Genomic DNA, 23,822 nt, shown 5'->3' on the forward strand with positions numbered 1-23,822 from the left:
GCGCCACACGGATGCCACGACCAGGTGAAACTTCACCGATCCGGGCGTCCGGCGCGGCGCGTTGAAGCGGTTCGACGGCGCTGCGACGGTTCCGTTCGTCGTTCGACGGCGTGATCGGCTAAGCTTTCTCCTGCACCACGAAATCGGCGTACACCTGAGTTCGTACGCCCTCAGACCACCTCGGGTCGGTCATCGACGGTGCTCCCAACCACAATCGGCGCGTCCAGCGCCGGGCTCGTCCTTGCGATCGGCGCCGCGACCCGCTTGATTCACTGCGGAGCATCCCCGAGACGTGCCGTGTCCCGGAGGTTTGTTTTGCCACCCACGTCCTACGGCCACACCGAGCGTTCCTCGCAGTTCCGCAAGCCGCGCAACCGCCGCTCAGGCCAGGGCAACGGCCGTTCTCAGTTCTCCGAGTCGGCCCCTTCCACCGTCGCCGACCACGTCGAGAGCACGATGCCGGAAGGTCCTCTCCCCTCGTTCGCCGAGCTGGGGCTCGCCGACGAACTGGTCCGCGCGCTCACCGCCGCGGGCATCGACGCGCCGTTCCCCATCCAGGCCGCCACGCTGCCCGACGCCCTCGCGGGCCGGGACGTCCTCGGCCGGGGCCAGACCGGCTCGGGCAAGACGCTGGCGTTCGGTCTCGCGCTGCTGTCCCGCCTCGCGGGTGGCAGGGCCAAGCCGCTCACGCCGCGCGCGCTCATCCTCGTTCCCACCCGCGAGCTGGCGATGCAGGTGGAGACGGCGCTCAACCCGTACGCCCGCGCGCTCGGCCTGTGGTGCCGCACGGTCGTCGGCGGCACGTCGTTCCCGCGTCAGATCGACGCGCTGCGCCGTGGCGTCGACCTGCTGATCGCCACCCCCGGTCGCCTGTCGGACCACGTCCGCCAGGGCACCTGCGACCTGTCCGAGGTCATGTTCACCGCCCTGGACGAGGCCGACCAGATGGCGGACATGGGCTTCATGCCCCAGGTCCGCGCCATCCTCGACCTCACCCCCCAGGACGGGCAGCGCCTGCTGTTCTCCGCGACGCTCGACGGCGACGTGGACAAGCTGGTGCGCCAGTACCTGCACAACCCGGTGACCCACTCGGTCGCGCCGCCCACCGGCAGCGTCACCACCATGGAGCACCACCTGCTGCTGGTCTCCGCCGAGGACAAGCAGAACGTCATCACCGAGGTCGCCGCCCGCGACGGCCGCACGATCATGTTCGTGCGGACGAAGCACCACGTGGACCGTCTCGCCAAGAAGCTCCGCTCGGTCGGTGTCGCCGCCGGCGCGCTGCACGGCGGCAAGGCGCAGAGCGCTCGCACCAGGGTGCTCGGCGAGTTCCGCGACGGGACGACCCCCGTGCTGATCGCCACCGACGTCGCCGCTCGCGGCATCCACGTCGACGACGTCAGCCTCGTGGTCCACGTCGACCCGCCCGCGGACTCGAAGGACTACCTGCACCGGGCCGGTCGCACCGCCCGCGCCGGCCAGGCCGGTGTGGTCGTCACGATGGTCACGCACGACCAGCGCCGTTCCGTGCAGGGCCTCACCGCCCGCGCGGGCATCAAGCCCGAGTCGACCAGGGTCCGCCCCGGCGACGTGGACCTGATCCGCATCACCGGCGCCCGCATCCCCAGCGGCGAGCCGCTGGCGGAGCCGGAGATCTCCGTGCGCGCCCCGCGCCGCGGTGCTCCCCGCCGCGCCTTCGGCGCCGGTGGCACCGGTGCCGTTCGCTCCGAGTTCCGCGGTGGCCGCGGTCGCGGTGGCGAACGCTCCGAGGGCGGTCGCACCGGCTTCGGCCGGCCCGAGCGCACCGCGTCCGCCGGTGGGCGTCCGCGCCGCCCGGCCGCGCAGTACTGATCCGCTGATCACGCGAAGGCCCCCTCCGTCCGCGGAGGGGGCCTTCGCGCTGTGCGGGATCGGCGCTGTGCGGGATCGGCGCTGGGCGGGATCGGCGCTGGGCGGGATCAGCGTGGTGCGAGACCGGCCACCGGGCCGACGACGATGATCGCGGGCGGGCGGATGCCCTCGGCCACCACGTCCGCGCCCAGCGAGTCCAGAGTGGACCGCAGCACCCGCTCGGTGCGCGTGCTGCCCTCCTGCACGACGGTGACGGGAGTGTCGGCGGGCCGTCCGCCGTCGATCAGGGCGGTCGCGAACGCCCCGGCCCGCTCCACCGCCATCATCAGCACGATCGTGCCGCGCAGCGCGGCGAGCGCGGGCCAGTCCACCATGGACCGCTCGTCGTCGGGGGCCACGTGGCCGGAGACCACCACGACCTCGTGGGCCACGCCGCGGTGCGTCACGGGGACACCGGCCAGGGCGGGCACGCCGAACGCGCTCGTGACGCCCGGCACGACGGTGACCGGGACGCCGGCCTCCGCGCACGCCAGCAGCTCCTCGAAGCCGCGGCCGAACACGTACGGGTCGCCGCCCTTCAGGCGCACGACGAACTTCCCCCGCCTGGCGTGCTCGATCAGGGAGGCGTTGATGAAGTCCTGGGTCGCCGCGCGCCCGTAGGGGATCTTCGCCGCGTCGATCACCTCGACGTGCGGGGCCAGTTCGTCGAGCAGGTCGCGCGGGCCGAGCCGGTCGGCCACCACGACGTCGGCGCGCGACAGCAGCCTGCGCCCGCGCACCGTGATCAGGTCGGGGTCGCCGGGGCCCCCGCCGACGAGCGCCACCCCGGACGGCTTCTCGTGGTGGTCGGCGACCGCGCCCTCGTGCAGCGCGCTCAGCAGCCCGTCGCGCACGGCGGCGGAACGGCGGTGCTCGCCACCGGCCAGCACGCCCACGAGGAGACCGTCGTGCTCGCCGACGGCGGGGGTGACGGCCGTGCCCTCGACGGCGACGTCCGCGCGCACGCAGAACACCCGGCGGCTCTCCGCGTCGGCGGCGATCCGCGCGTTCACGGCGGTGTCGGACGTGCACGCCAGGACGTACCACGCGCCGTCCAGGTCGTCCGACGCGTAGGAGCGCTCCCACCAGGTGATCTCACCGCTGTCGGCCATGCCCTGCACGGCGGGCGTCACCTCGGGCGACACCACGTCGACGACGGCGCCCGAGGCGACCAGGCGGGGCAGGCGGCGCTGGGCGACGGTACCTCCACCGACCACGACGACGCGCCGTCCGGCGAGGTCGAGGCCGACGAGGTAGTGCTGTTCGGCGTGCATGGGTAGAAGCATCCACACCAGCGCACCCGTGTCCACGCCCGGGGCGTTCCGCGTGACGATCGCCACGCGTCAGGCGACGCCGGGGACCTCCACCAGTTCCACCCGCAGCCCACCGGCGTCCAGGACCGCTCCCGCGCCGGCCGAGACGAGCGCCACCGCCGCACCGGCGGAGGCCAGGCGCACCGCCGTGCCGGCGTCGCCCGCGGTGATCCGGGTGCCGGGGCGCAGCAGGTGCCGCACCTGCTCCACGCACTCCGGCACGCCCACGACCGTCGACGCGCGGCGCAGCTCCGCCTCGGCGCGCGGGGTCCGCAGGTCGGCCGCGCCGGGGCCCAGGCCGATGACGGCGAGCCGTCCGCGCGGCAGGATGCGGGCGGCGGCCACGGTGACCCGGTCGCCGGTGACCTTCTCCACCGCCATCTCCACCCGCGCGCCGGAGGCCAGCGCCATCGCGCCGTGCAGCGCGGCGGCCTCGGCGACGCTCGCCGTGCCCACCTCGGCCAGCACGGCGCTGCTCGGGTTGGGGACGTCGACGACGGCCAGCGAGGCGGCGGGGTAGGTCAGCAGCGGCGCGGTCGTGTCGTCGTGCCAGAAGCCCCAGTCCTCGACCGCCTCGACGATGCCGCGCTCACCGGCCTTGTTCTCGCTGGTCGCGAACGCCCGGACGGCCCGCAGGTCGAGACCGCCGCGCAGCTCCAGCTCGGACAGGGCGGACGCGACGGCCGTCGTCGTGACGCCGCGCGAGGAGCCCAGGCCCACGACGAGGGTGCGCGGCACGAGCCGCACCCTGTCCTCCCGGTGGGGCCCCTCCGGCCTGCGGTCGTCCACGACGACCGTCCACACCCCGCGGGCGTGCGCGCCGTCCGCGGCGAGCACGACGTTGTCCGGCAGCGCGGGAAGCGGGAAGTTCAGCGGGTTGGCCAGCACCACCGGTTCCCCGCTCGCGAGCGCCGCGCCGCAGCCCTCGACGTCGCCGTCGACGCTGGCGTCGAGGAGTTCCACGAGGTCGTCCAGCGGGGTGCGCTCGACACCCCTGGTCACGACGGGCACGCTGCCGCGCAGCTCGGCGATCCGGTCGGTGAGCGCGCCGCCGTCGCCGACCAGCGCCACGGCGAACGCGCCGGCGTCGTCCACGCAGATCACCGCGGGGTCGGACTGCCGGTCCCGCAGCAGCGGCGCGACGAGCCGCACGGCGGCCTCGGTCGGCAGGAACAGCACGGCCGCGCCGAGCTGCGGCCAGAGCCGGTGCAGCGCCGGGCGCACCGGGCCGTCCGGAACCACCACGTCGGGGCCGAGGAACGCGGCGAGGTCGGCCGCGGCGCGGCGGCCCGCCTCGGTGGCCGCGAAGAGACCGATCACCGCTTCCTCCCGACGAGCACCAGCGCGGGACGGACGGGGGCGAACCCGACGCCGCCCCCCGGCAGGTCCTCCAGGGGCGCGGCGGTGAGCTGCACGCCGCTCACGTCGTACCCGGCGTCGCGCAGCGCGTCCCGCACCGGGCCGACCTCGTCGAGCGCGTGCGGGGCCACGACGATCCGGCGCGCGCCCGACGTCGCGCAGGCGCGCACCACGGCCGGGCCGCCGGCGCCGACGAACACCGCGTCCGGGCGGGGCAGCCGTCCGACGGCGTCCCGCGGGTCGGACTCCTCGACCCGCACGTCCACGCCGTGCGCGGCGGCGTTGGCGACGATCCGCACGCCCTGCACCGGGTCGGACTCGACGGCGACGACCGCCGCGCCGAGCCGGGCGCACTCGACGCCGATCTCCCCTGAGCCCGCTCCGACGTCCCACACGAGCGTCCCCGGCCGGGGTTCGAGCCGCGCGAGCACGACGGCCCGCAGCTCGGCGGAGCGGACGCCGTCGCGAGAGGCGAACTCGCTCTCCGGCAGCGCCCACCCGTCCACGAGCTCCCCACCGGCCAGCCAGACGTCCTTCGGCGCGGCGTTCGCGTCGGCCAGGCACACCACCACGTTCGAGTCGTACCAGTGCCGCACGACCGCGTCGGCGGGGTCCACCGCGGACACCCGCTGCGCCGGGCCACCGGGGTCCTCCACGACGACGAGCACCCGCCGCCAGCCGTCCAGGCCGCGCCCGAGCTCCGCCGGTCCGGCGCCGGGCGTCGTGAGCACGACGACGGCGGGCCGCGCGCGGCACACGTTCAGCGCCTGGCCGAGCGACCCGGCGCGCGCGGTGCTGACCACCGCGACGTCGTCCCAGGAGCGCCCGGCGGCGGCCACGGCGTGCTGCACGACCGACAGCGACGGCAGCACGGCGACGCGCAGCCCGCGTTCCCGCAGGGGCGTGACGACGCCGAAGCAGCCGGGGTCGCCGGAGGTGAGCACGACGGCCGGGCCGTCGGCGTCGGTGTGCGCGGCGAGAGCGTCGGCCGCGGGTCCGAACGGGTGCAGGTCGAGGGTCCTGGCGTCGCGCGGGGCGTACGCGGCGAGGTGCTCGCGCGAGCCGACGACGAGTCGGGCACCGGTCAGCGCGGCCTGGCCGCCGGGCGGCAGTCCGCGCGCGTCGACACCGATCACCGTGACGGTCATGGGGTGCAGTCCACCACTCAGCCGGTGCGCTTGGCCTTGCGGGTCCGGCCCGTGCCGGAGGGCTTCTTCGCCCCACCGGTGCTGGCCTGCACGGACGGGGTGCGCTTGCTCGCGGCGACGACGCGGCGGGGCTTCTGGGCCTGCTCGCCGTCACCCGCGGGGGCGTCGGCCTTCGCGCGGTTGCGGCGCGCGGTCTCCTGCCAGTCGTGCACGGCCGACCACGCGGCGGCGGCCGTGCCGGACTCGGCGGGCGGGGTCGCGCCGAGGGGAACGTCGGCGGTGACGGTGGCGGTGACGGTGGCGGTGACGGCCTCCGCGGCCGCCGGGACCTCGGGCTCCGCGCCCGGCTCCCCGGCGGTCTCCGTGCGCGCGGCGCCCCTGGCCAGCCCGGCGCGGCGCGACCACCGGGTCGGCTTCGCGCGCCGCGCGGACTCGGCGTCCTCGCCCTCGGACCGGCGGAAGCGCGGGCGGCCCGCGCCGCCGCGCAGCTCGGCGCCCACCAGGAACAGCGCGGCGCGGTAGAGCTTGTGCTCCTTGACGCTGTTCTCCAGCTCGCCCAGCGTCGTGTGCACGACGGTCTCCTCGGCGGTGGTCACCTTCACCACGACCACGACCGGGGTGTCCTCCGGGTAGCCGCCCGCGCGCAGCCGCTCGGCCAGCTGGCCGGCGCGCGCCGCGGACAGGTGCACGGCCATCGCGCCACCGGGACCGGCGAGGTCGGCGATCCGGTCGGCCGCCTCCGGCCCGGCGACGACGACCGACGCGCTCAGCTCGCGGCCGATCGCGGCGGTGGCCGCGGCGAACTGCGGCACGCCGGGGACGATCTCGACCTCCAGGCCGAGGCGCTGGCAGACGTCGTGCTGCTCCTGCACGCCGCCCCACAGCGTCGGGTCGCCGGAGTACAGCCGCACGACCCTCGACCGGCTGGCCGCGGCCCTGCGGTAGACCTCCACGACCTCGTCCGCCGACACGCGGGAGAAGTCGACCAGCTCGGCGCCCGCCGCGGCGTGCTCGCGAACGCACTCCTGGTCGACCGCGCCCGGTGCCCACAGCACGACGTCCGCCTCCGCGATGCGCCGGGCGGCGCGCAGCGTCAGCAGGTCGGCGGCGCCGGGGCCAGCCCCGACGAAGGAGACACGGCCAGTCGTCACAACTGCTCCCCACGAGATGATCTGCGACACGAGCGGGCGAGAGCTGTCAGCGACCTCGCGCAGGCGACGACCGTACCGTCCTGTCCCGACTCACGAGCGAGCAGCCTCGCGGCGTGCGGGGGCCGCGCCGCACGCCCGGACGAACCGCATCACCGACTCGGGTGACGCCGCCGGATGCGTGTGCAGGTAGGAGGCGTGGACGCCGCCGACGACGAAACCCTCGGCCACCGCACGCCGGTCGTGTCCCCGCCAGCGCCACGCGGGCGGCTCCCCGGTCCCCGGCGTCAGCACCGTGCGGTGGAACTCGTGGCCGGTGAGCCGGGTGCCGGCCGCGTGCAGCACGGAGTCCTCCGTCGCCAGCGCGTCGCGGTAGCCCAGCACGAGCCGGGGCGACATGGCCGCGTCGGCGTCGAGCACCCCGCACATGGGCAGGCCGTCGAGCTGCCGCGCCAGGTACAGCAGCCCACCGCACTCGGCGTGCACGGGCCCGCCGGAGCGGGCGAAGGCGGCGACGTCGGCGCGCAGCGACTCGTTGGCGGACAGCGCGTCGGCGTGCTGCTCGGGGAACCCGCCGGGCAGCACGAGGCCCGCCGTCCCCCCTGGCAGCGCCTCGTCGCGCAGCGGGTCGACGACGGCGACGTCCGCCCCGGCGGCGCGCAGCAGCTCCACGTGCTCGGCGTAGCCGAAGGTGAACGCCGCTCCCCCGGCGACGGCGATCACCGGGGTGCCCGGCGCGCGGCGCACCTCCTGCTCGGGGTTCCACGCCGGGACGGCGAGCGGGGGCGCGGTGGCGGCCAGGCGGCGCACCGCGTCGAGGTCGACGTGCGCGGCGACGGACGCGGCGACCGCGTCGACGGCGGCGCGGGCGGCCGGACCGTGCTCGGCGGCGGTGACCAGCCCGAGGTGCCGGGAGGGCAGCGCGAACGCGGGGTCGCGCGGCAGGACGCCCACGACCTCCAGGCCCACCTCGGCGCACGCCTGCCGCAGCACCTGCTCGTGCCGCGGCGAGCCGACCTGGTTGAGCACCACCGCGCCGATCCGCACGCTCGGGTCGTAGCCGCGGAAGCCGTGCAGCAGCGCCGCGAGGCTGCGGCTCTGCCCGCGGGCGTCCACGACGAACAGCACGGGCGCGCTGAGCAGCTTCGCGACGTGCGCGGTGGAGCCGACGCCCTCGGTGTCCACCCGGCCGTCGAACAGGCCCATGACGCCCTCGACCACGGCGACGTCGCAGCCGCGGGCCCCGGCGGCGAACAGCGACGCGACGCGCTGCTCGCCCACCATGACCGGGTCGAGGTTGCGGCCCGGCCGCCCGGCGGCGAGGCCGTGGTAGCCGGGGTCGATGTAGTCGGGACCGACCTTGAACGGCGCGACGCGGTCGCCGGCGGCGCGCAGTGCGGCCATCAGCCCGGTGGCGACGGTGGTCTTGCCGCTGCCCGACGCGGGTGCGGCGACCACCAGCCGGTTCACCACTCGATCCCCCGCTGGCCCTTCTGCCCGGCGTCCATGGGGTGCTTGACCTTCGTCATCTCCACGACCAGGTCGGCGGCGTCGACCAGCGCCTGCGGGGCGTACCGGCCGGTGATCACGACGTGCTGGTGGCCGGGGCGGTCGCGCAGCACCGACACCACCTCGTCGACGTCGATCCAGCCCCAGTGCAGCGGGTAGGTGAACTCGTCCAGCACGTACAGGCCGTGCCGCGCCTCGCCGATGCGCCGCGCGATCTCGCGCCAGCCCTCCAGCGCGGCGGCGGCGTGGTCGTCCTCGGTGCCCTGCTTGCGGCTCCAGGACCACCCCTCGCCCATCTTGTGCCACTCCACCGGGCCGCCCTCGCCGGTCTCCTCGTGCACCCGGCCGAGCGCGCGGAACGCCGACTCCTCGCCGACCTTCCACTTGGCGGACTTGACGAACTGGAACACCCCGATGTCCCAGCCCTGGTTCCAGCCGCGCAGCGCGAGGCCGAACGCGGCGGTGGACTTGCCCTTCATCTCACCGGTGTGCAGCACCACCAGCGGCCGGTTGCGGCGCTGGCGGGTGGTCATGCCGTCGGCGGGCACGACGGTCGGCTGTCCCTGTGGCACGACGACTCCTAGGCTGCTCGGGCGGCGCGGACGACTCCGGCCACCTGGTCGGCTGACAGCTCCTCCAGCCGCAGGCACGCGGCGTTCATCGTGACGGCGAGCCGCGCCGCGAGCCCCAGCCGCACGTGGCCGGACTCGCAGTCGACGACCACCGCCGCCACGCCGTCGGCGGCCAGCAGCGCGGCGGCGCGGGTGGCGTCTCCGCCCGGATCGCCCCCGGCTCCGGTGGCCGTGGCGCGACCGTCGGTGAGCAGCACCAGCAGCGGGCGGCGGCGCGGGTCGCGCACGCGCTCGACCTCCAGCACCCGGCGGGCGCGCAGCAGGCCGTCGGCGAGCGGGGTGCGCCCACCGGTGCGCAGGTCGCGCAGCCGTGCGGCGGCGGCGTCGACCGAGGTGGTCGGCGGCAGCGCGAGGTCGGCCTCCCGGCCGCGGAAGGTGACGACGCCGACCTTGTCGCGGCGCTGGTAGGCGTCGCGCAGCAGGGAGATCACCGCACCGGTGACGGCGGAGGTGCGCTGCCGGGCGGCCATCGAGCCGGAGGCGTCGACCACGAACAGGACGAGGTTGCCCTCCTTGCCCTCGCGCACCGACCGGCGCAGGTCGCCGCCGCGCAGCACGAGCCCGGGACCGCTGCGCCCGCGCGCGGCCTGGTGCGGAGCCGCCGCGGCCAGCGTGCCCACGAGGTGCAGCCCCGAACCGTCCACGTCGGACGGCCGGACGACCCGTCCGGAGCGCGTCCTGGCGCGGGAGCGGCGACCCGGTGCGCCCTCGCCGACGCCGGGGACCTGGAGCAGCCTGGCGCGGAACGCCGGTGCCGGTGCGACCGGGGGACGCGGTGCCGCGCCGTTGCCGCCGGTGTCCGGGGTGGACGGTCCGGCCGACTGCTCCGGCCGCTGTCCGTCGTCGGGTCCTGGTCCGTCCTGGCCCCCGCCGTCAGGACCGTCGGGGCCGCCGTCAGGACCGTCGGGACCGTCGGGACCACCACCGGGGCCGGGATCGTCGTCCGGGTCCTCGTCGGAACCGGTGTCGGCGTGCTCGGCCGCCCGACGCATCGCGTCGTCGAGCTGCTGCTCCTCCATCCCCGGCTCGTCGAAGGGGTCGCGGCGACGGCGGTGCGGCAGCGCGAGGCGCACGGCGGCCTCGACGTCGGCCTCCTCGACGCGCCCGGCGCCGCGCCACGCCGCGTGCGCGGTCGCGGTGCGGGCCACGACCAGGTCGGCGCGCATCCCGTCGACCTCGAACGCCGCGCAGACCGCGGCGATGCGGCGCAGTTCCGAGTCGGGCAGCTCGACGTCCGGCAGCACCGCGCGGGCGCGCACGACGCGCTCGGCGAGGTCGGCGTCGGCGGACTTCCAGCGGGCGGCGAAGCCCTCGGGGTCGGCCTCGTGGGCGAGCCTGCGGCGGATCACCTCGGCGCGGGTGGGCACGTCGCGCGAGGCGCGGACGGCGACGGTGAGGCCGAACCGGTCGAGGAGCTGCGGGCGCAGCTCGCCCTCCTCCGGGTTCATGGTGCCGACCAGCAGGAACGACGCGGCGTGCGAGACGGACACGCCCTCCCGCTCGACGTGCGCGCGGCCCATGGCCGCGGCGTCGAGGAGCAGGTCGACCAGGTGGTCGTGCAGGAGGTTGACCTCGTCGACGTAGAGCACGCCGCGGTGCGCGGCGGCGAGCAGGCCCGGCTGGTAGGCCCGGACGCCCTCGGTGAGAGCGCGCTCCAGGTCCAGCGAGCCGACGAGCCGGTCCTCGGTGGCGCCGACGGGCAGCTCCACCAGTCGCGCGGGCCTGCGCTCGGGCTCGCTCGGCGGGTGCGGGCCGTCGGGGCAGGCGGTGTCGACGCGGGGGTCGCAGCCGAAGCGGCAGCCCGGCACGACGTCCAGCTCGGGGAGCAGGGCGGCCAGGGCGCGCACGATCGTCGACTTGGCGGTCCCCTTCTCACCCCTGACGAGGACTCCGCCGATGCCGGGGTGCACCGCGTTGAGCAGCAGTGCCAGCCTCAGGTCGTCGTGGCCGACGACGGCGGAGAAGGGAAAGCGCGAGGTCATGCGGGAGTTCCTTCCTCGGGTGTCCACGCCCGGGTCCGGTCACGAGGGGACGAGTTCCTGACTCCCGGACTCGCGCCCGGTCACAGTGGCGGGACCGCGCCGGACTCGCACCGGCTTCCTCGCACACCCCTCACAGCTCACGCATCGTCGCACCTGCGGGTGCGGTGACCAAGCCGCGAGCGAGAGCGATCACACCGGGGCGGCGAACTCGGCGAACGCGGCGGTGGCCTCGTCGGCCGTCCGCTCCAGCGCGGGCCGCTGCGCCGCCGCGTGCCGAACAGCCGCACCCCGGCCGACTCCTCCAGCTCCCGGCCCGGCCCCCGACGCCGCAGACGTCGCCCGGTTCACCGGTGAGCAGGTGGGCGAGCTGCGCGCGGGTGGTCGGCCGCCCGGTCCCGGACAGCCGCCTCACCGGACCACGACCCGGCGCAGGCCGGGGTCGGCGGCGGACACGAAGAGGTGGACGGGGGTGCGCACGCGCCGACCGCATCCGGCCGGTGCGAGACTGCCCCGGTGAGCGTGACCACAGCTGACTCGGTGTTCGACTGGATCGACGAGCGCGCGCAGGCCCGCGCCAAGGCCGGGCTGGCGCGCAGACTGCGACCCCGCCGGGCCGACTCGACCGACCTCGACCTGGCCAGCAACGACTACCTGGGCCTCGCCCGCGACAAGCGGGTGACCGGTGCCGCGGCGGCCGCCGCGCTGCGCTGGGGCGCGGGCTCCACCGGGTCGCGGCTGGTCACCGGCAGCACCGAGCTGCACCAGGAGCTGGAGTACGAGCTGGCGAACTTCTGCGGCGCTCCGGCCGCGCTGGTGTTCTCCTCCGGCTACGCGGCCAACCTCGGCGCGCTCACCGCCCTGTCCGGTCCCGGCACGGCGATCGTCGCCGACCAGCACATCCACGCCTCGCTGATCGACGGCTGCAAGCTGTCGAAGGCCGACGTCGCCGTCGCCGGGCACTGCGACCCCGAGCAGGTGGAGAAGGCGCTGGCCACGCGGGGCGAGCGCCGCGCGCTGGTCGTCACCGACTCGGTGTTCTCGGTGGACGGCGACCTCGCGCCGCTGTCCGTGCTCGCCGAGCTGACGGCGAAGCACGGCTCGGCGCTCGTCGTGGACGACGCGCACGGCCTCGGCGTCGTGGGGCCGGCCGGCCGGGGCGCGGTCGCCGGGGCGGGGCTGGCGAAGGCGCCGCACGTGGTGACCACGCTGACCCTGTCCAAGTCGCTGGGCGCTCAGGGCGGCGCCGTCCTCGGTCCCGGCCGGGTGATCCGCCACCTGGTCGACACCGCCCGCAGCTTCATCTTCGACACCGGTCTCGCGCCCGCCAGCGCCGCCGCCGCGCTGGCCGCGCTGCGCGTCCTGCGCGAGGAGCCGGAGCGCCCGGCGCGCGCGCTGGCCGTGGCCGCCGGCCTGGCCGCCCGGCTGCGCGAGGCGGGACTGCGGACCAGCGAGCCGACCGCGGCCGTCGTGTCGGTGCGGGCTCCGTCGCCGGAGGCCGCCGTGGCGTGGGCCGAGTCGTGCCGCGCCGCCGGTGTCGTCGTCGGCTGCTTCCGGCCGCCGTCCGTGCCGGACCAGGTCTCCCGGCTGCGGCTGACCGCGCGGGCCGACCTCACCGACGCCGACCTGGACCGGGTCGTGACCGTGATCAGGGAGTGCGCGCCCGCCGGCGCATCCTGACGTGCGGGATGCCGTCCTCCAGGAACTGCTCGCCCTCGGGGACGAAGCCGAACGAGCCGTAGAAGTCGGCGACGTAGGTCTGCGCGTCCAGCACGCAGTCCGCGTCGCCGACCTCGGCCAGCGCCGCCTCCATCAGCCGTCGGCTGAACCCGCGTCCGCGCGCGGTCCTGGCGGTGACGACCCGGCCGATGCGGAAGGTCCCGCCGGGCTCCTCCAGCAGTCTCAGGTACGCCGAGGGCTCGGCCGACCCGTCCTCCTCCAGCCAGAGGTGCCGGGTGGTGGGCTCCAGGTCGCGCCCGTCCAGCTCGGGGTAGGGGCAGTTCTGCTCGACGACGAAGACGTCACCCCGCAGCCGCAGCACCGCGTAGAGCTGCGGGACCGTCAGGTCGGCCGACCACTGACGGCGCAGGGTCGCGGGAAATGGTTGTGTGCGCACAGACCGTTGATACCACCGACGGTCAGAGACCCAGCCACCGCCGGTAGGAGGCCAGGCGCGTGTAGACGCCGGGTTCACCCGCACGTGCGCAGCCGGTGCCCCAGGACACGACGCCCGCGAGACGGCCGCCGACGACCAGCGGGCCCCCGGAGTCGCCCTCGCAGGCGTCCCGGCCGCCCTCGGGGTACCCGGCGCAGGTCATGCCGTCCGCGCGGTAGGAGCTGATCTCGGCGCGGCACTCGTCGTCGCCCAGGACGGGCACCACGACCTCGCGCAGGACGGGCGACGGCGGCGTCCCCTCCGCCGTGCGTCCCCAGCCGAGCACCGAGGCGGGCGTGCCGGGCGCGTAGCTGGCGGTGTCGCCCTCCTCGACCAGCGGGACCGGCCGGGCGGCCACCGGCCTGGCCAGGACGAGGACGGCCACGTCGTCTCCGGAGATCGCCTCCCGGAAGCCGGGGTGGACCCGCACGGCGCTGACCGGCACGGACTCCCCGGAGTCGCCGCGCAGGTCGGTGCGTCCCACGACCACCCGCATCCGCGCGAGCGGACGCGCCTCGGCCGTGCCCACCGGGGTGCGCTCCCGCGTGCAGTGCGCGGCCGTGACGACGCGGTCCGGCGCGACGAGCGCGCCGCCGCAGAAGAGCTGTCCGGAGGGGGTCGTCAGCGCGACCGTCCAGGGGTGGTCGGCGGTGTCGGCCGGTCGGCCGCCGACGATCGCCCGCGCGGGTGCCGACACCCCGGCCACGGCGGCGGTGAGAGCGAGGACGAGGAGCACACGACTGGTCCGCACGGAGCACGACCTCCAACGTCGAACGACGGAGCGCTACAAACCGTAGCTCACCGTGACCGAACCGAACACATCGCCAGTTGCGAGTGACAAAGACGGCACATCTTCCTGTTAGCATCCCGATGTACCGAAAAATTGACGGTCAGTGGCACAGATCACCGTTGTCTGTCCGGCCGTTGTGTCGTAGTGGAGCGTTTCTCGTGCACCTGGACCTCACCCAGTTCCCGGCCTTCCTGCTCGCGTGCGCGGTCGTGGTCCTCACCCCCGGCGTCGACGCGTTCCTGCTGCTGCGCACCTCGATGCGCTCGGGCACGCGCGCCGGCCTGCTGACCCTCGCCGGCATCCACACGGCGAGCGCGGTCCAGGTCGGCCTCGTCATCTCCGGTCTGGGCGTCGTCCTGGCCAGCTACCCCGCGGTGCTCGTCGCGCTGCGCTGGATCGGCGCGGCGTACCTGCTGCACCTCGCCGTGTCGATCGCGCGCAGCCTGCTGACCCGGCGCACCGGCGTCGTCGAGCCGGAACCGGTCGCGTCCCGCGACCGCCCGTTCCGCCGCGGGTTCCTGACCAACATCACCAACCCGAAGATGCTGCTGTTCTCCCTGGCGTTCCTGCCCCAGTTCATCGGTTCCGGCAGCCCCGCCGCGCAGCTCACCGCGCTCGCCGCGGTGTTCCTGGGGCTCGCCGCGATCTGGGAGCTGATGATCGTGCTGGCCGCGAGCAGGGTCGCCGGACGCCTGCGCCGCCCCGGCGTGACGACCGCGCTCGACGCCGTCTGCGCGACGGTCTTCCTCGGGATGAGCGTCGGCCTGGTCGTGTAGGACCGCCGCTCAGAGCGAGGTCGCGGGCGGGTGGTGCAACGCCACCTGCTCGCGCACGGCCGGCTCGTAGGTGCGCACCCGCGCGTACACGCCGGGTCTGCCCGGCCGCCCGCAGCCCTCGCCCCACGACGTCACGCCGACGAGCTTCCCCCCGGCGACCAGCGGCCCGCCCGAGTCGCCCTGGCAGGTGTCCACGCCGCCGTCCGGCTCACCGGCGCACACCATCGCGAGCGGGTCGAACTGCGGGTACGCGCCGGCGCACGTGGCGTCCGAGGTCAGCGGGAGGACGACGCCGAGCAGCCGGCGGGACGGGCTGCCCTGCTCGCTCACCCTGCCCCACCCGTACGCCTCGGCCGGGACGCCCTCCTCGTACAGCGCGGCGTCGTCCGGCCCGGCCAGCGGCAGCGGCGTCAGCTCCGTCTCCCGCCCGAGCGTGAGCAGGGCGACGTCGTCACCGCGGTCGGCCGACACGAAGCCGGGGTGGACCCAGATGCGGGTGACCTCCAGCACGGCGCCCTGCTGGCTCTGCTTGTCCTCGCGCCCCGCCACGACGCGCAGCGAGCCGGGACGCTGCCCGGCCGCGCAGTGCGCCGCGGTCAGCACCTCGTCCGGCGCGATCAGCGTGCCGCCGCAGAACTGGAAGCCGCCCGCGTCGACCAGGTAGACCACCCACGGGTGGGTGGCGATGCTCGCCGGCGCACCGCCGACGATCGCGACGTCCGCCGCTGCCGTCCCGGTGATCGCCCCCGCGATCGTCGCTGCGGCCGCGACCAGCGATCCCACCCGTGCAGCGAGCCCTCGTGCCCCGTCCCCCACGCGTCCTCCTCGTGCTGTGATCGGTTCACCCCACAACACACCACCCGGAGGTGCGTTGGGCAGGACAGTCGTACGGATTAACCCGAAGGGCTTACCCCCACCCGTGGGCCGGTCGTCCTCGCGGCACCGGGCCGGAGCCGGGGAGGCGCCGCGGCACTCGACGGCGTCGATCGTCGGACCGGGCACGAACGACGTACGTCCCTCCCGGTCCGGCGCGATCGGCGTGCAGACTGTGGCCGTGACGGCAGACCTGCTCGGCGACGGCTTCGAGATCCGCGTCCTCCCGCTGGGGGACGGCGTGGACAACGACCTGGTGGCCTCCCTCGTGCGCTTCCGGGCGCAGGACCCGGCGCGCGGCGCCGTGCTGTACGTGCACGGGTTCTCCGACTACTTCTTCCAGCGGCACGTGGCCGTGCACTTCGCGGAGCGCGGGTACGACTTCTACGCGATCGACCTCCGCGGCTACGGACGCTCGCTGCGGCCGAGCCGGGCGCCGAACTACGTGGCCGCGATGTCGGAGCACTTCGAGGAGCTGGACGCGGCCGTCGAGCTGATCCGCACCGACGGCCACCGGGGCCTGGTCGTGGTGGGACACTCGACCGGCGGGCTGATCACGACGCTGTGGGCGCACGAGCGGCGGGCCGACCCGCCCCTGGACGCGCTGGTGCTCAACAGTCCGTGGTTCGACCTGGCCGAGCCCTGGCTGACCCGCGTCGTCGGCACCCCGCTGATCGACGTGGTGGGTCGCTTCGCGCCCCGGCTGGTGCTGCGCGAGGGCCTCGGCGGGGTGTACGGGCACAGCATCCACCGCGATCACCACGGGGAGTGGGACTACGACCCCCGCTGGAAGCCGGTCACGGGGTTCCCGGTGCTCGCCGGGTGGCTGCGCGCGGTGCGCCGCGGGCACGCGGCCCTGCACCGCGGCCTGGACGTGCCGGTGCCGGTCCTGGTGCTGCACTCCGGCCGCAGCCACCTGCGCGCGAAGCGGTGGACCGAGGAGGCCATGACCGCGGACACCGTCCTCGACGTCGGGCAGATCGCGCGGTGGGCGCCGAAGGTCGGTCGCGACGTGGACGTCGTGCGGGTCGAGGGCGGCCTGCACGACCTCTTCCTGTCCGCGGCGCCGGTGCGGGACAGGGCCTTCGCGGTCGTGGACGACTGGCTCGCCGGGCACCGGCGCGACTGAGCACCGGCGCGGACCGTCCTGTTCGGACGGCCCGCGTCCGCGCTACCCGGCGAACACCCCCGCCGCGGCGGCGGCGAGCGCGGCGTCGACGGCGCGGTGGGCCACCGCCTCGTCGACGGGCTCGCGGGTGATGAACACCCGCAGGAACACCGGCGCGCAGGTGGCCCGCAGCACCTCGACGGGATCGGTCCCGGCGGGCAGCTCCCCCCGCTCGACCGCGCGCCGCACCACGACCGCGGCCCGCCCGAGCCGGTCGGCGTAGAAGGTGCGCAGGGCCTCGACCGTGTCCGCCGAGCGCATCGCGCCGACGACGACGGCCTCGGGGATCGCCCGCAGCTCCGGATCGGCGAAGGTGCGCACCAGCTCCAGCGCGATGGCCTCCAGGTCGCCGCGCAACGACCCCGTGTCGGGCACCGCCCACCGGGCCAGCGTCGGTTCCAGCGCCTCGACGATCAGCGCCTGCACGGTGCCCCACCTGCGGTAGAGGGTGGTCTTGTGCACCGAGGCGCGCAGGGCGACGTTCTCCATCGTCACCCCGGTGAAGCCCTTGTCGATCAGCTCCTCCAGCGCGGCCTCCAGTGCGGACCGGCGCACCCGTTCGGTGCGACCGCCGGGTCTCGACGCGCTCAAGAGCAACTCTCCGTTGCGTTAGTGGGACGTCTCTGCCAGGATCAGCCTAGTGCAACTGGAGTTGCACTCCGAGGGGGTGTTCGTGGAGGGCAGGATCGCGGAGTTCGCGGCGGAGGCCGCGCACGACGCGCCGGGGGCGACGCGGCGGTTGCACGCGGACCTGGTGGCGTCGGGCGGCCCGCTCGTGGAGCGGGTGGAGGGCGACGAGCGGGTGCGGGTGACGTTCGTCTGGATCGGCCCGCAGACCGACGTGTCGGTCCGCGCGCAGGTGTTCGACGACCCCCTCGCGCTCTCCCACCCGATGCGGCGGGTGGAGGGCACGGACGTGTGGTGGCGGCAGGCACTCGTGGCCCCGGCCGTGGTCACGACCTACCAGTACCTGGTGGACGACCCGTTCCGCGGCGTCGATCCCACCGATCTGGCCGCGGTCGGCGCGGTGCTGGGCGCGCTGCGGGAGCGCTCGTTCGCCGATCCGGTCAACCCGCGGTCGCTGTTCCCGCAGACGGCCGTGATCGCCGGGGAGACGACGGCCGGTTCCCGGCACCGCGAGTCGGTGCTGCGGCTGCCCGGCGCGGAGCCGGAACCCTGGTTCGACACCGTGCCCGAGCGGCGGGGCACGCTGACCGAGCACCGCCTGCGCGACCGGACGATCGAGGTGTGGAGCCCTCCCGGCGCGCACGGCGCGCTGCCGCTGGTGGTGCTGCTCGACGGCGAGTGCTGGCCGCTGGTGGCGGAACTGGACGGAGCGCTGGACGCCCTGGTGGGCTCGGGCGAGCTGGCCCCGGCGCTGGTGGCGTTCGTGCACAACACCGGGGGGATGGCGGCCCGGACGGCCGAGCTGTCCTGCGACGACTCCTTCGCCGCGTTCCTGGCGCACGAGTGCGTGCCGTTCCTGCGCGCGCGCCACGACACGACGCCGGACCGCGTGGTGATCGGCGGCGACAGTCTCGCCGGCCTGGCGGCCGCGCACGCCGCGCTGAACCACCCCGAGGTCTTCGGCGCCGTGCTGTCCTGCTCGGGTTCCTTCTGGTGGGGCTACCGCGCGGACGACTCCGGCTGGGGCCGCGACGGCGAACCGGAGTGGCTCACCAGGCAGATCGCGGCGCGGCCACCGCGCGACGTCGAGTTCTGGGCGTCGGTCGGCTCCCTGGAGACCGGAGCGAGCCCCCTGTCGCCCGGCGTGGACCAGCGAGCGGCGAACCGGCACCTGCGGGACGTGCTGCGAGCCGGCGGGTGCGCCGTCACCCTCGTCGAGGAACCGGGCGGCCACGACTTCGCCACCTTCCGGCGCAGCGCCGTGCGCGGCCTGCGCGCCCTTCTCCCCCCCGACCCGGAGGTCCGGCCGTGCCGGTAGCGCCCGATCCGAACCAGCTGCACCCCCTGCCCGACCACCCCAGGGTGGTGCTGCTCAAATCCCTGGTCCGCTCGGACAAGATCGTGGTGGGCGACTACACCTACTACGACGACCCGCAGGACGCGACGGCGTTCGAGCACCGCAACGTCCTCTACTCCTACGGCGAGGAGAAGCTCGTCATCGGCGCGTACTGCGCCCTGGCGGCCGGCACGACGTTCGTGATGTCCGGCGGGAACCACTCGACCAGCGGTCCGTCGACGTTCCCGTTCACGATCTTCGGCGGTGAGTGGGCGGAGCGGACGGTGGACATCGCGCTGGACATCCCGAGCCGCGGGGACACCGTGGTGGGCAACGACGTGTGGTTCGGCCACCGCAGTCTGGTGATGCCGGGCGTGCGCATCGGCGACGGCGCGATCGTCGCGACGGGCGCGGTGGTGACCGCGGACGTCCCGCCCTACGCGGTCGTCGGCGGCAACCCCGCCCGCCCGCTGAAGCAGCGCTACCCCGACGAGGACGTGCGCCGCCTCCTGCGCGCCGCGTGGTGGCACTGGCCGCCCGAACTGGTGACCGAGCACGTCCGCACGATCATGGCGGGCACCCCGGAGGAGGTGGAGCGGATCGCGGAGGCGAACGGTCTGCTGACCGGCTGATCACCGCGGTGCGACGGTCCACTCGCCGCTGGACGTGACCTGCACCAGCGCCGGTCCGGCGAGCGGAACGGTTCCCTCGTAGCCACCGATGTGGTTGACCGCCAGGTCGAGGGTGCTGGCGCTGAGGGACACGACGTGCACGGCGAAGTTGCTCTCACCGGTGTTGGTGATCCGCGCCTTCCGCGACGAGGTGGTCAGCAGCACCACGGAGTCACCTCGTCCGGCCGCGACGCCGCTCGTGGTCTCGGCCAGGTCGAGACCACCGATGGTCACCGTCCACGCCCCGGTGGCCTGGACGGTGAGGGTGCTGGTGCGGCTGCCGTCCCGGACGTCCATCCACATCCGACCGGAGTAGGGACCGATCTCGTTCACGAGCAGGGAGTCGAATCCGTCCGACTTCAGCACGGTGTTGCCCCGGCACGCGGGGCACTCGAACTCGACGATCTTGATTCCGGCCGGTCGGCCCACGTCGATCACGTCGTCACCGATTCCGGTGTGGACCGAGGGCGGGGGCGGAGGCGTCGTGGTGGTCGGCCTGGTGGTCGTCGGTCTGGCGGTCGTGGTCCGAGCAGTGGTGACGGTCGTGCGAACGGCCCCGGCCGTCGTCGTCGCACCGGCGCCTCTCGCATCGACGTCGTCCTTCCCCGCTCCGGCGACCCCCGCGAGTCCGAGGAGCACGACGACGACACCCGCGGCGATCCAGAGCCACGCCGGACGGAGCTTCCCCGGTGGGACGTACGGCGTCGAGCGCCCGTCCTGCGCGGGACGCGGTCCCGAAGGAGGTGGCACGGGCGCGGACGAAGGCTGGTTCACGGGCTTTCCCCCAGTGGCCGAGGCTGTTGCCCGGTGGTTCGCACAACGACGACGCCGCGTTATGGGCAAGCCCGATCTACCACTCGGAAGAGTTGTTCTTCTCCAGCGGAGCAACGCCGGAGCGCGATCGTGCGATCGGGAGCGCGACCACGAGGAGCCCGGACGGCTACACCTTGCGGCCGACTCCGGCGTAGGCGCTGATGGGCGGTTCGTCGGAGTCCGGCCGCCACTCCGACAGCGGCACCACACCCGGCGGCACCAGGTCCAGCCCGGTGAAGAGCTCGGCGATCTCGGCCCTGCTCCGCATGACGAGGGGGCTGTCGGTCCGCTGGTAGATCTGCTGGACCGCCTCCGCGTCGGGCACCTCGTCCACCGCGATGCCCTCCAGGCTGCCGTGGGAGATCACCAGGTGGCTGCCGGGCACGACCGCGGACAGGTAGGAGTCGACCAGGTCCCGGGGCGCGTCGGAATCGGCCACGAAGTGCAGCACGGCGACGAGCAGCACCCCGACGGGCTGCGAGAGGTCGAGCAGTTCGCGCACCTCGGGGTCGGCCAGGACGGTGTCGGGCGAGCGCAGGTCCCCCTGCACGGCGACCGTCCGCGGCTCGTCGGCGAGCAGCGCCGTGCTGTGCGCGACGGCGACGGGCTCGACGTCGACGTAGGCGACCCGGCACGCGGGGTTCACGGCCCTGGCGACCTCGTGGACGCTGCCCACGGTCGGGATGCCGGAACCCAGGTCGAGGAACTGCTCGACGCCCTGCTCGGCGAGGTGGTGGACGGCTCGGCGCAGGAACGACCGGTTCGCGCGGGCGGCGGCGGCCATGCCGGGGTAGATCCGCGCCACGGCGTCCGCGGCGCGGCGGTCCACCTCGAAGTTGTGCGAGCCGCCGAGGTAGTGGTCGTACATGCGCGCGACGCTCGGCCGATCCAGGTCGATCGACGACGGCGCCCACTCCGGTCGCTCCACCACGTGCCCCCCACCTCCGCCGACCACCGGACGACGAGCATCCTCTCGTCGCGCCCGACCAGCGGGCACCGCCAGAAGTACCAGCACCCCGGCTCGCCGGCACCGCCGGGACCGTCCGGCGCCCTCGTCCCGGTGCCGTCACGCGCGCGCCCCGCACCGGTTCCACCGGGTCCTCCCGCGCCGCCGCGGCCCGGTGGGGCGGTGCTCGCTCAGAGCGAACGCGCGGGGGAAACAAACCCCCGCTGAACTTGGTTGAGCCGTACAGACTCAACTGTGGAGGGTGATCTGATGGGCGAGACGTTGGCTCTGCCGGTCCTGCCGCTGGACGACGTCGTCGTCCTGCCCGGCATGGTGGTGCCGGTCCGGCTCTCCGGTGCGGACGCCAGCGCCGAGGCGCGCGCGGCCGTCGAGGCGGCCAGGGCCGGTGCCGACGGCGACGAGGCTCGGGTCCTGCTGGTCCCGAGACTCGACAGCAAGTACGCGGCGGTCGGCACGCTGGCCGTGATCGAGCAGGTCGGGCGGTTGCAGGGCGGCGAGCGCGCGGCCGTGCTGCGCGGTGTGTCCAGGGTGCGCATCGGCACCGGGACGACCGGCCCCGGCGCGGCGCTGTGGGTGGAGGCGACCCTCGCCCACGAGTCGCCGGAGACGGCGCAGACGGCGGAACTGGCACGCGAGTACCGCTCGCTGGTCACGACGATCCTCCAGCAGCGCGGTGCGTGGCAGGTCGTGGACTCGGTGCAGCAGGTGGACACGGCGTCCGCGCTGGCCGACCTCGCCGGGTACGCCTCGTACCTGACGGACGAGCAGAAGGTCTGGCTGCTGGAGACCAGCGACGTCGACGAGCGGCTGCGCAAGCTGCTCGACTGGGGTCGCGAGCACCTGGCCGAGCTGGACGTGGCCGAGACGATCCGCAAGGACGTCCAGGAGGGCATGGAGAAGCAGCAGCGGGAGTTCCTGCTGCGCCAGCAGCTCGCGGCCGTCCGCAAGGAGCTGGCCGAGCTGGACGGCAAGCCCGCGACCGAGGAGCAGGACTACCGGGCTCGCGTCGAGGACGCCGACCTGCCCGAGCACGTGCGCCGCGCCGCGCTGTCCGAAGTGGACAAGCTGGAGCGCACGTCCGAGCAGTCGCCCGAGGTGAGCTGGATCCGCACCTGGCTCGACACGGTGCTGGAACTGCCCTGGAACAGCAGGACCGAGGACACCTACGACATCGCGGGCGCCCGCGCCGTCCTGGACGCCGACCACGCGGGCCTGGACGACGTGAAGGAGCGCATCACCGAGTACCTGGCCGTGCGGCGCAGGCGCGCCGACCGCGGCACGGGCGTCGTGGGCGGTCGCCGCAGCGGCGCGGTGCTGGCCCTGGTGGGCCCGCCCGGAGTGGGCAAGACGTCGCTGGGCGAGTCCGTGGCCCGTGCGATGGGCCGCGACTTCGTGCGGGTGGCGCTCGGCGGTGTGCGGGACGAGGCCGAGATCCGCGGCCACCGGCGCACCTACGTGGGCGCGCTGCCCGGCCGCATCGTGCGCGCCGTCACCGAGGCGGGGTCGATGAACCCGGTCGTGCTGCTCGACGAGATCGACAAGGTCGGCTCCGACTACCGCGGCGACCCGACCGCCGCGCTGCTGGAGGTGCTGGACCCGGCGCAGAACCACACGTTCCGCGACCACTACCTGGAGGTCGACCTCGACCTGTCGGACGTGGTGTTCCTGGCCACGGCGAACGTCCTGGAGTCGATCCCGGCGCCGCTGCTGGACCGCATGGAGCTGGTGCGGCTCGACGGCTACACCGAGGACGAGAAGGTGACGATCGCCCGCGACCACCTGCTGCCGCGGCAGATCGAGCGGGCCGGGCTGACCCCGGACGACGTGTCGATCACCGAGGACGCGCTGCGCTCGCTCGCGGCCGAGCACACCCGCGAGGCGGGGGTGCGGCAGCTGGAGCGCGGTCTGGCACGGGTGCTGCGCAAGGTGACGACGAAGCTGGCGCTGGAGCAGGTCCCCACGCCGGTCGCGATCGACGCCGCGGGCCTGCGCGGGTACCTGGGCAGCCCCAGGTTCACCCCGGAGACGGCGGAGCGGACGGCGGTTCCCGGTGTGGCGACGGGTCTCGCGGTGACCGGCGCCGGTGGTGAGGTGCTCTTCGTGGAGGCGTCGCTGGCGGCGAGGGACACCGGGCCCTCCGGCGTCACGCTGACCGGGCAGCTCGGCGAGGTGATGAAGGAGTCGGCGCAGATCGCCCTGTCCTACCTGCGTTCCCACGACGGCGAACTGGGCTTCGGCGTCGGTGAGCTGGCGGAGCGCGGGGTGCACGTCCACGTCCCCGCCGGCGCGGTGCCGAAGGACGGGCCGAGCGCGGGCGTGACGATGACGACGGCGCTGGCGTCGCTGCTGTCGGGCCGTCCGGTGCGGTCGGACGTGGCGATGACCGGTGAGGTGTCGCTGACCGGACGGGTCCTGCCGATCGGCGGTGTGAAGCAGAAGCTGCTGGCCGCCCACCGCGCCGGGATCACGACGGTGCTGCTGCCGCAGCGCAACGAGCCGGACCTGGAGGACGTGCCGGAGTCGGTGCGCGAGGCGCTGACCGTGCACCTGGTGTCCGACGTGCGCGAGGTGCTGGGACACGCGCTGGAGGCCGCTCCGGCGATGGTCTCCGCGGCCTGACGCGACAGCGGTGGTCGGAGGGGAGTCCCGGCGCGGGGCTCCCCCCTCC

21 protein-coding genes and 1 riboswitch are annotated in these 23,822 nt (G+C 75.0%); of the genes, 7 read left to right on the forward strand and 14 right to left on the reverse strand.

Annotation, left to right across the window (positions count from 1 at the left end):
- The first annotated feature begins 315 nt into the window (after window positions 1–315).
- Window positions 316–1,851 carry a DEAD/DEAH box helicase gene (locus tag IMZ35_RS01645; RefSeq protein ID WP_199439051.1) on the forward strand — a complete coding sequence of 512 codons (1,536 nt, stop codon included), beginning with the start codon at window positions 316–318 and terminating at the stop codon, window positions 1,849–1,851.
- A gap of 107 nt (window positions 1,852–1,958) precedes the next feature.
- On the opposite strand, the gene cobA is transcribed toward IMZ35_RS01645, so the two are convergent.
- The 8 genes from cobA to IMZ35_RS01685 form a co-directional block, all read right to left on the reverse strand.
- Entirely contained in the window at window positions 1,959–3,164 is a 1,206-nt protein-coding gene (gene cobA / locus IMZ35_RS01650; RefSeq protein WP_199439052.1) for a uroporphyrinogen-III C-methyltransferase, read from the reverse strand.
- A 69-nt stretch (window positions 3,165–3,233) separates the two neighbouring features.
- Complete coding sequence (locus IMZ35_RS01655; RefSeq protein ID WP_199439053.1) at window positions 3,234–4,523, reverse strand: cobalamin biosynthesis protein; 1,290 nt, start codon at window positions 4,521–4,523, stop codon at window positions 3,234–3,236.
- A complete protein-coding gene (locus IMZ35_RS01660; RefSeq protein WP_199439054.1) occupies window positions 4,520–5,710 on the reverse strand; it encodes a bifunctional cobalt-precorrin-7 (C(5))-methyltransferase/cobalt-precorrin-6B (C(15))-methyltransferase in 1,191 nt (396 codons plus the stop codon). Before IMZ35_RS01660 ends, IMZ35_RS01655 begins: the two co-directional genes overlap by 4 nt.
- 17 nt (window positions 5,711–5,727) lie before the next feature.
- Complete coding sequence (locus IMZ35_RS01665) at window positions 5,728–6,861, reverse strand: cobalt-precorrin-4/precorrin-4 C(11)-methyltransferase (protein WP_199439055.1); 1,134 nt, start codon at window positions 6,859–6,861, stop codon at window positions 5,728–5,730.
- Between the two features lie 90 nt (window positions 6,862–6,951).
- Window positions 6,952–8,331, reverse strand: coding sequence for a cobyrinic acid a,c-diamide synthase CobB (locus IMZ35_RS01670; protein WP_199439056.1), 1,380 nt, complete (start codon window positions 8,329–8,331; stop codon window positions 6,952–6,954).
- Complete coding sequence (gene cobO, locus IMZ35_RS01675; RefSeq protein WP_199439057.1) at window positions 8,325–8,939, reverse strand: cob(I)yrinic acid a,c-diamide adenosyltransferase; 615 nt, start codon at window positions 8,937–8,939, stop codon at window positions 8,325–8,327. The genes IMZ35_RS01670 and cobO overlap by 7 nt, the downstream gene beginning before the upstream one ends.
- Before the next feature lie 8 nt (window positions 8,940–8,947).
- The gene (locus IMZ35_RS01680) at window positions 8,948–10,981 is read right to left on the reverse strand and encodes a putative cobaltochelatase (protein ID WP_199439058.1); all 2,034 of its coding nucleotides are present in this window, start codon (window positions 10,979–10,981) and stop codon (window positions 8,948–8,950) included.
- A 30-nt stretch (window positions 10,982–11,011) separates the two neighbouring features.
- Window positions 11,012–11,127, reverse strand: a riboswitch (cobalamin riboswitch).
- A 43-nt stretch (window positions 11,128–11,170) separates the two neighbouring features.
- Window positions 11,171–11,329: a hypothetical protein gene (locus IMZ35_RS01685; protein ID WP_199439059.1), complete on the reverse strand. Its 159-nt coding sequence runs from the start codon at window positions 11,327–11,329 to the stop codon at window positions 11,171–11,173.
- 165 nt (window positions 11,330–11,494) lie between these two features.
- Between IMZ35_RS01685 and IMZ35_RS01690 the strand changes: the two genes are divergently transcribed.
- Entirely contained in the window at window positions 11,495–12,658 is a 1,164-nt protein-coding gene (locus tag IMZ35_RS01690; protein ID WP_307867655.1) for an 8-amino-7-oxononanoate synthase, read from the forward strand.
- Here IMZ35_RS01690 and IMZ35_RS01695 read toward each other — a convergent pair.
- Both IMZ35_RS01695 and IMZ35_RS01700 read right to left on the reverse strand, forming a co-directional pair.
- Window positions 12,627–13,094: a GNAT family N-acetyltransferase gene (locus IMZ35_RS01695; protein WP_199439060.1), complete on the reverse strand. Its 468-nt coding sequence runs from the start codon at window positions 13,092–13,094 to the stop codon at window positions 12,627–12,629. The two genes, IMZ35_RS01690 and IMZ35_RS01695, sit on opposite strands and share 32 nt — an antisense overlap.
- A gap of 22 nt (window positions 13,095–13,116) precedes the next feature.
- Window positions 13,117–13,884 (reverse strand): serine protease, encoded by a 768-nt coding sequence (locus IMZ35_RS01700; protein ID WP_199439061.1) that lies wholly within the window; start codon window positions 13,882–13,884, stop codon window positions 13,117–13,119.
- Window positions 13,885–14,081: 197 nt separating this feature from the next.
- Here IMZ35_RS01700 and IMZ35_RS01705 point away from each other — a divergent pair, with 197 nt between their 5' ends.
- Window positions 14,082–14,699: a LysE family translocator gene (locus IMZ35_RS01705; protein WP_199439062.1), complete on the forward strand. Its 618-nt coding sequence runs from the start codon at window positions 14,082–14,084 to the stop codon at window positions 14,697–14,699.
- Between the two features lie 9 nt (window positions 14,700–14,708).
- On the opposite strand, the gene IMZ35_RS01710 is transcribed toward IMZ35_RS01705, so the two are convergent.
- On the reverse strand, window positions 14,709–15,482 hold the full coding sequence (locus IMZ35_RS01710) for a S1 family peptidase (RefSeq protein WP_307867656.1): 774 nt from the start codon (window positions 15,480–15,482) through the stop codon (window positions 14,709–14,711).
- A gap of 271 nt (window positions 15,483–15,753) precedes the next feature.
- Between IMZ35_RS01710 and IMZ35_RS01715 the strand changes: the two genes are divergently transcribed.
- Window positions 15,754–16,701 (forward strand): alpha/beta hydrolase, encoded by a 948-nt coding sequence (locus IMZ35_RS01715; RefSeq protein WP_199439064.1) that lies wholly within the window; start codon window positions 15,754–15,756, stop codon window positions 16,699–16,701.
- A 42-nt stretch (window positions 16,702–16,743) separates the two neighbouring features.
- Here the strand turns inward: IMZ35_RS01715 and IMZ35_RS01720 are convergent, their stop codons facing one another.
- Window positions 16,744–17,331, reverse strand: coding sequence for a TetR/AcrR family transcriptional regulator (locus IMZ35_RS01720; protein ID WP_199439065.1), 588 nt, complete (start codon window positions 17,329–17,331; stop codon window positions 16,744–16,746).
- A gap of 49 nt (window positions 17,332–17,380) precedes the next feature.
- On the opposite strand from IMZ35_RS01720, the gene IMZ35_RS01725 reads away from it, so the two are divergent.
- On the forward strand, window positions 17,381–18,685 hold the full coding sequence (locus tag IMZ35_RS01725; RefSeq protein WP_307867657.1) for an alpha/beta hydrolase-fold protein: 1,305 nt from the start codon (window positions 17,381–17,383) through the stop codon (window positions 18,683–18,685).
- Entirely contained in the window at window positions 18,676–19,335 is a 660-nt protein-coding gene (locus IMZ35_RS01730; protein ID WP_199439066.1) for a CatB-related O-acetyltransferase, read from the forward strand. Before IMZ35_RS01725 ends, IMZ35_RS01730 begins: the two co-directional genes overlap by 10 nt.
- Here the strand turns inward: IMZ35_RS01730 and IMZ35_RS01735 are convergent, their stop codons facing one another.
- Together IMZ35_RS01735 and IMZ35_RS01740 are read right to left on the reverse strand one after the other, a co-directional pair.
- Window positions 19,336–20,148 (reverse strand): hypothetical protein, encoded by an 813-nt coding sequence (locus tag IMZ35_RS01735; protein WP_199439067.1) that lies wholly within the window; start codon window positions 20,146–20,148, stop codon window positions 19,336–19,338. It abuts the gene before it with no gap.
- A 166-nt stretch (window positions 20,149–20,314) separates the two neighbouring features.
- Window positions 20,315–21,118 carry an SAM-dependent methyltransferase gene (locus IMZ35_RS01740; RefSeq protein ID WP_307867658.1) on the reverse strand — a complete coding sequence of 268 codons (804 nt, stop codon included), beginning with the start codon at window positions 21,116–21,118 and terminating at the stop codon, window positions 20,315–20,317.
- 285 nt (window positions 21,119–21,403) lie between these two features.
- On the opposite strand from IMZ35_RS01740, the gene lon reads away from it, so the two are divergent.
- The gene (gene lon, locus IMZ35_RS01745) at window positions 21,404–23,773 is read left to right on the forward strand and encodes an endopeptidase La (RefSeq protein WP_199439068.1); all 2,370 of its coding nucleotides are present in this window, start codon (window positions 21,404–21,406) and stop codon (window positions 23,771–23,773) included.
- Window positions 23,774–23,822: the final 49 nt, after the last annotated feature.

The organism is Umezawaea beigongshangensis (assembly GCF_016464305.1).
Classification (GTDB): domain Bacteria; phylum Actinomycetota; class Actinomycetes; order Mycobacteriales; family Pseudonocardiaceae; genus Umezawaea_A; species Umezawaea_A beigongshangensis.

Coding starts and splice junctions, on each gene's coding strand:
- cobA (WP_199439052.1), bottom strand. CDS start 3,164: ATGCACGCCGAACAGCACTACCTCGTCGGCCTCGACCTCGCCGGACGG.
- IMZ35_RS01660 (WP_199439054.1), bottom strand. CDS start 5,710: ATGACCGTCACGGTGATCGGTGTCGACGCGCGCGGACTGCCGCCCGGC.
- IMZ35_RS01680 (WP_199439058.1), bottom strand. CDS start 10,981: ATGACCTCGCGCTTTCCCTTCTCCGCCGTCGTCGGCCACGACGACCTG.
- lon (WP_199439068.1), top strand. CDS start 21,404: ATGGGCGAGACGTTGGCTCTGCCGGTCCTGCCGCTGGACGACGTCGTC.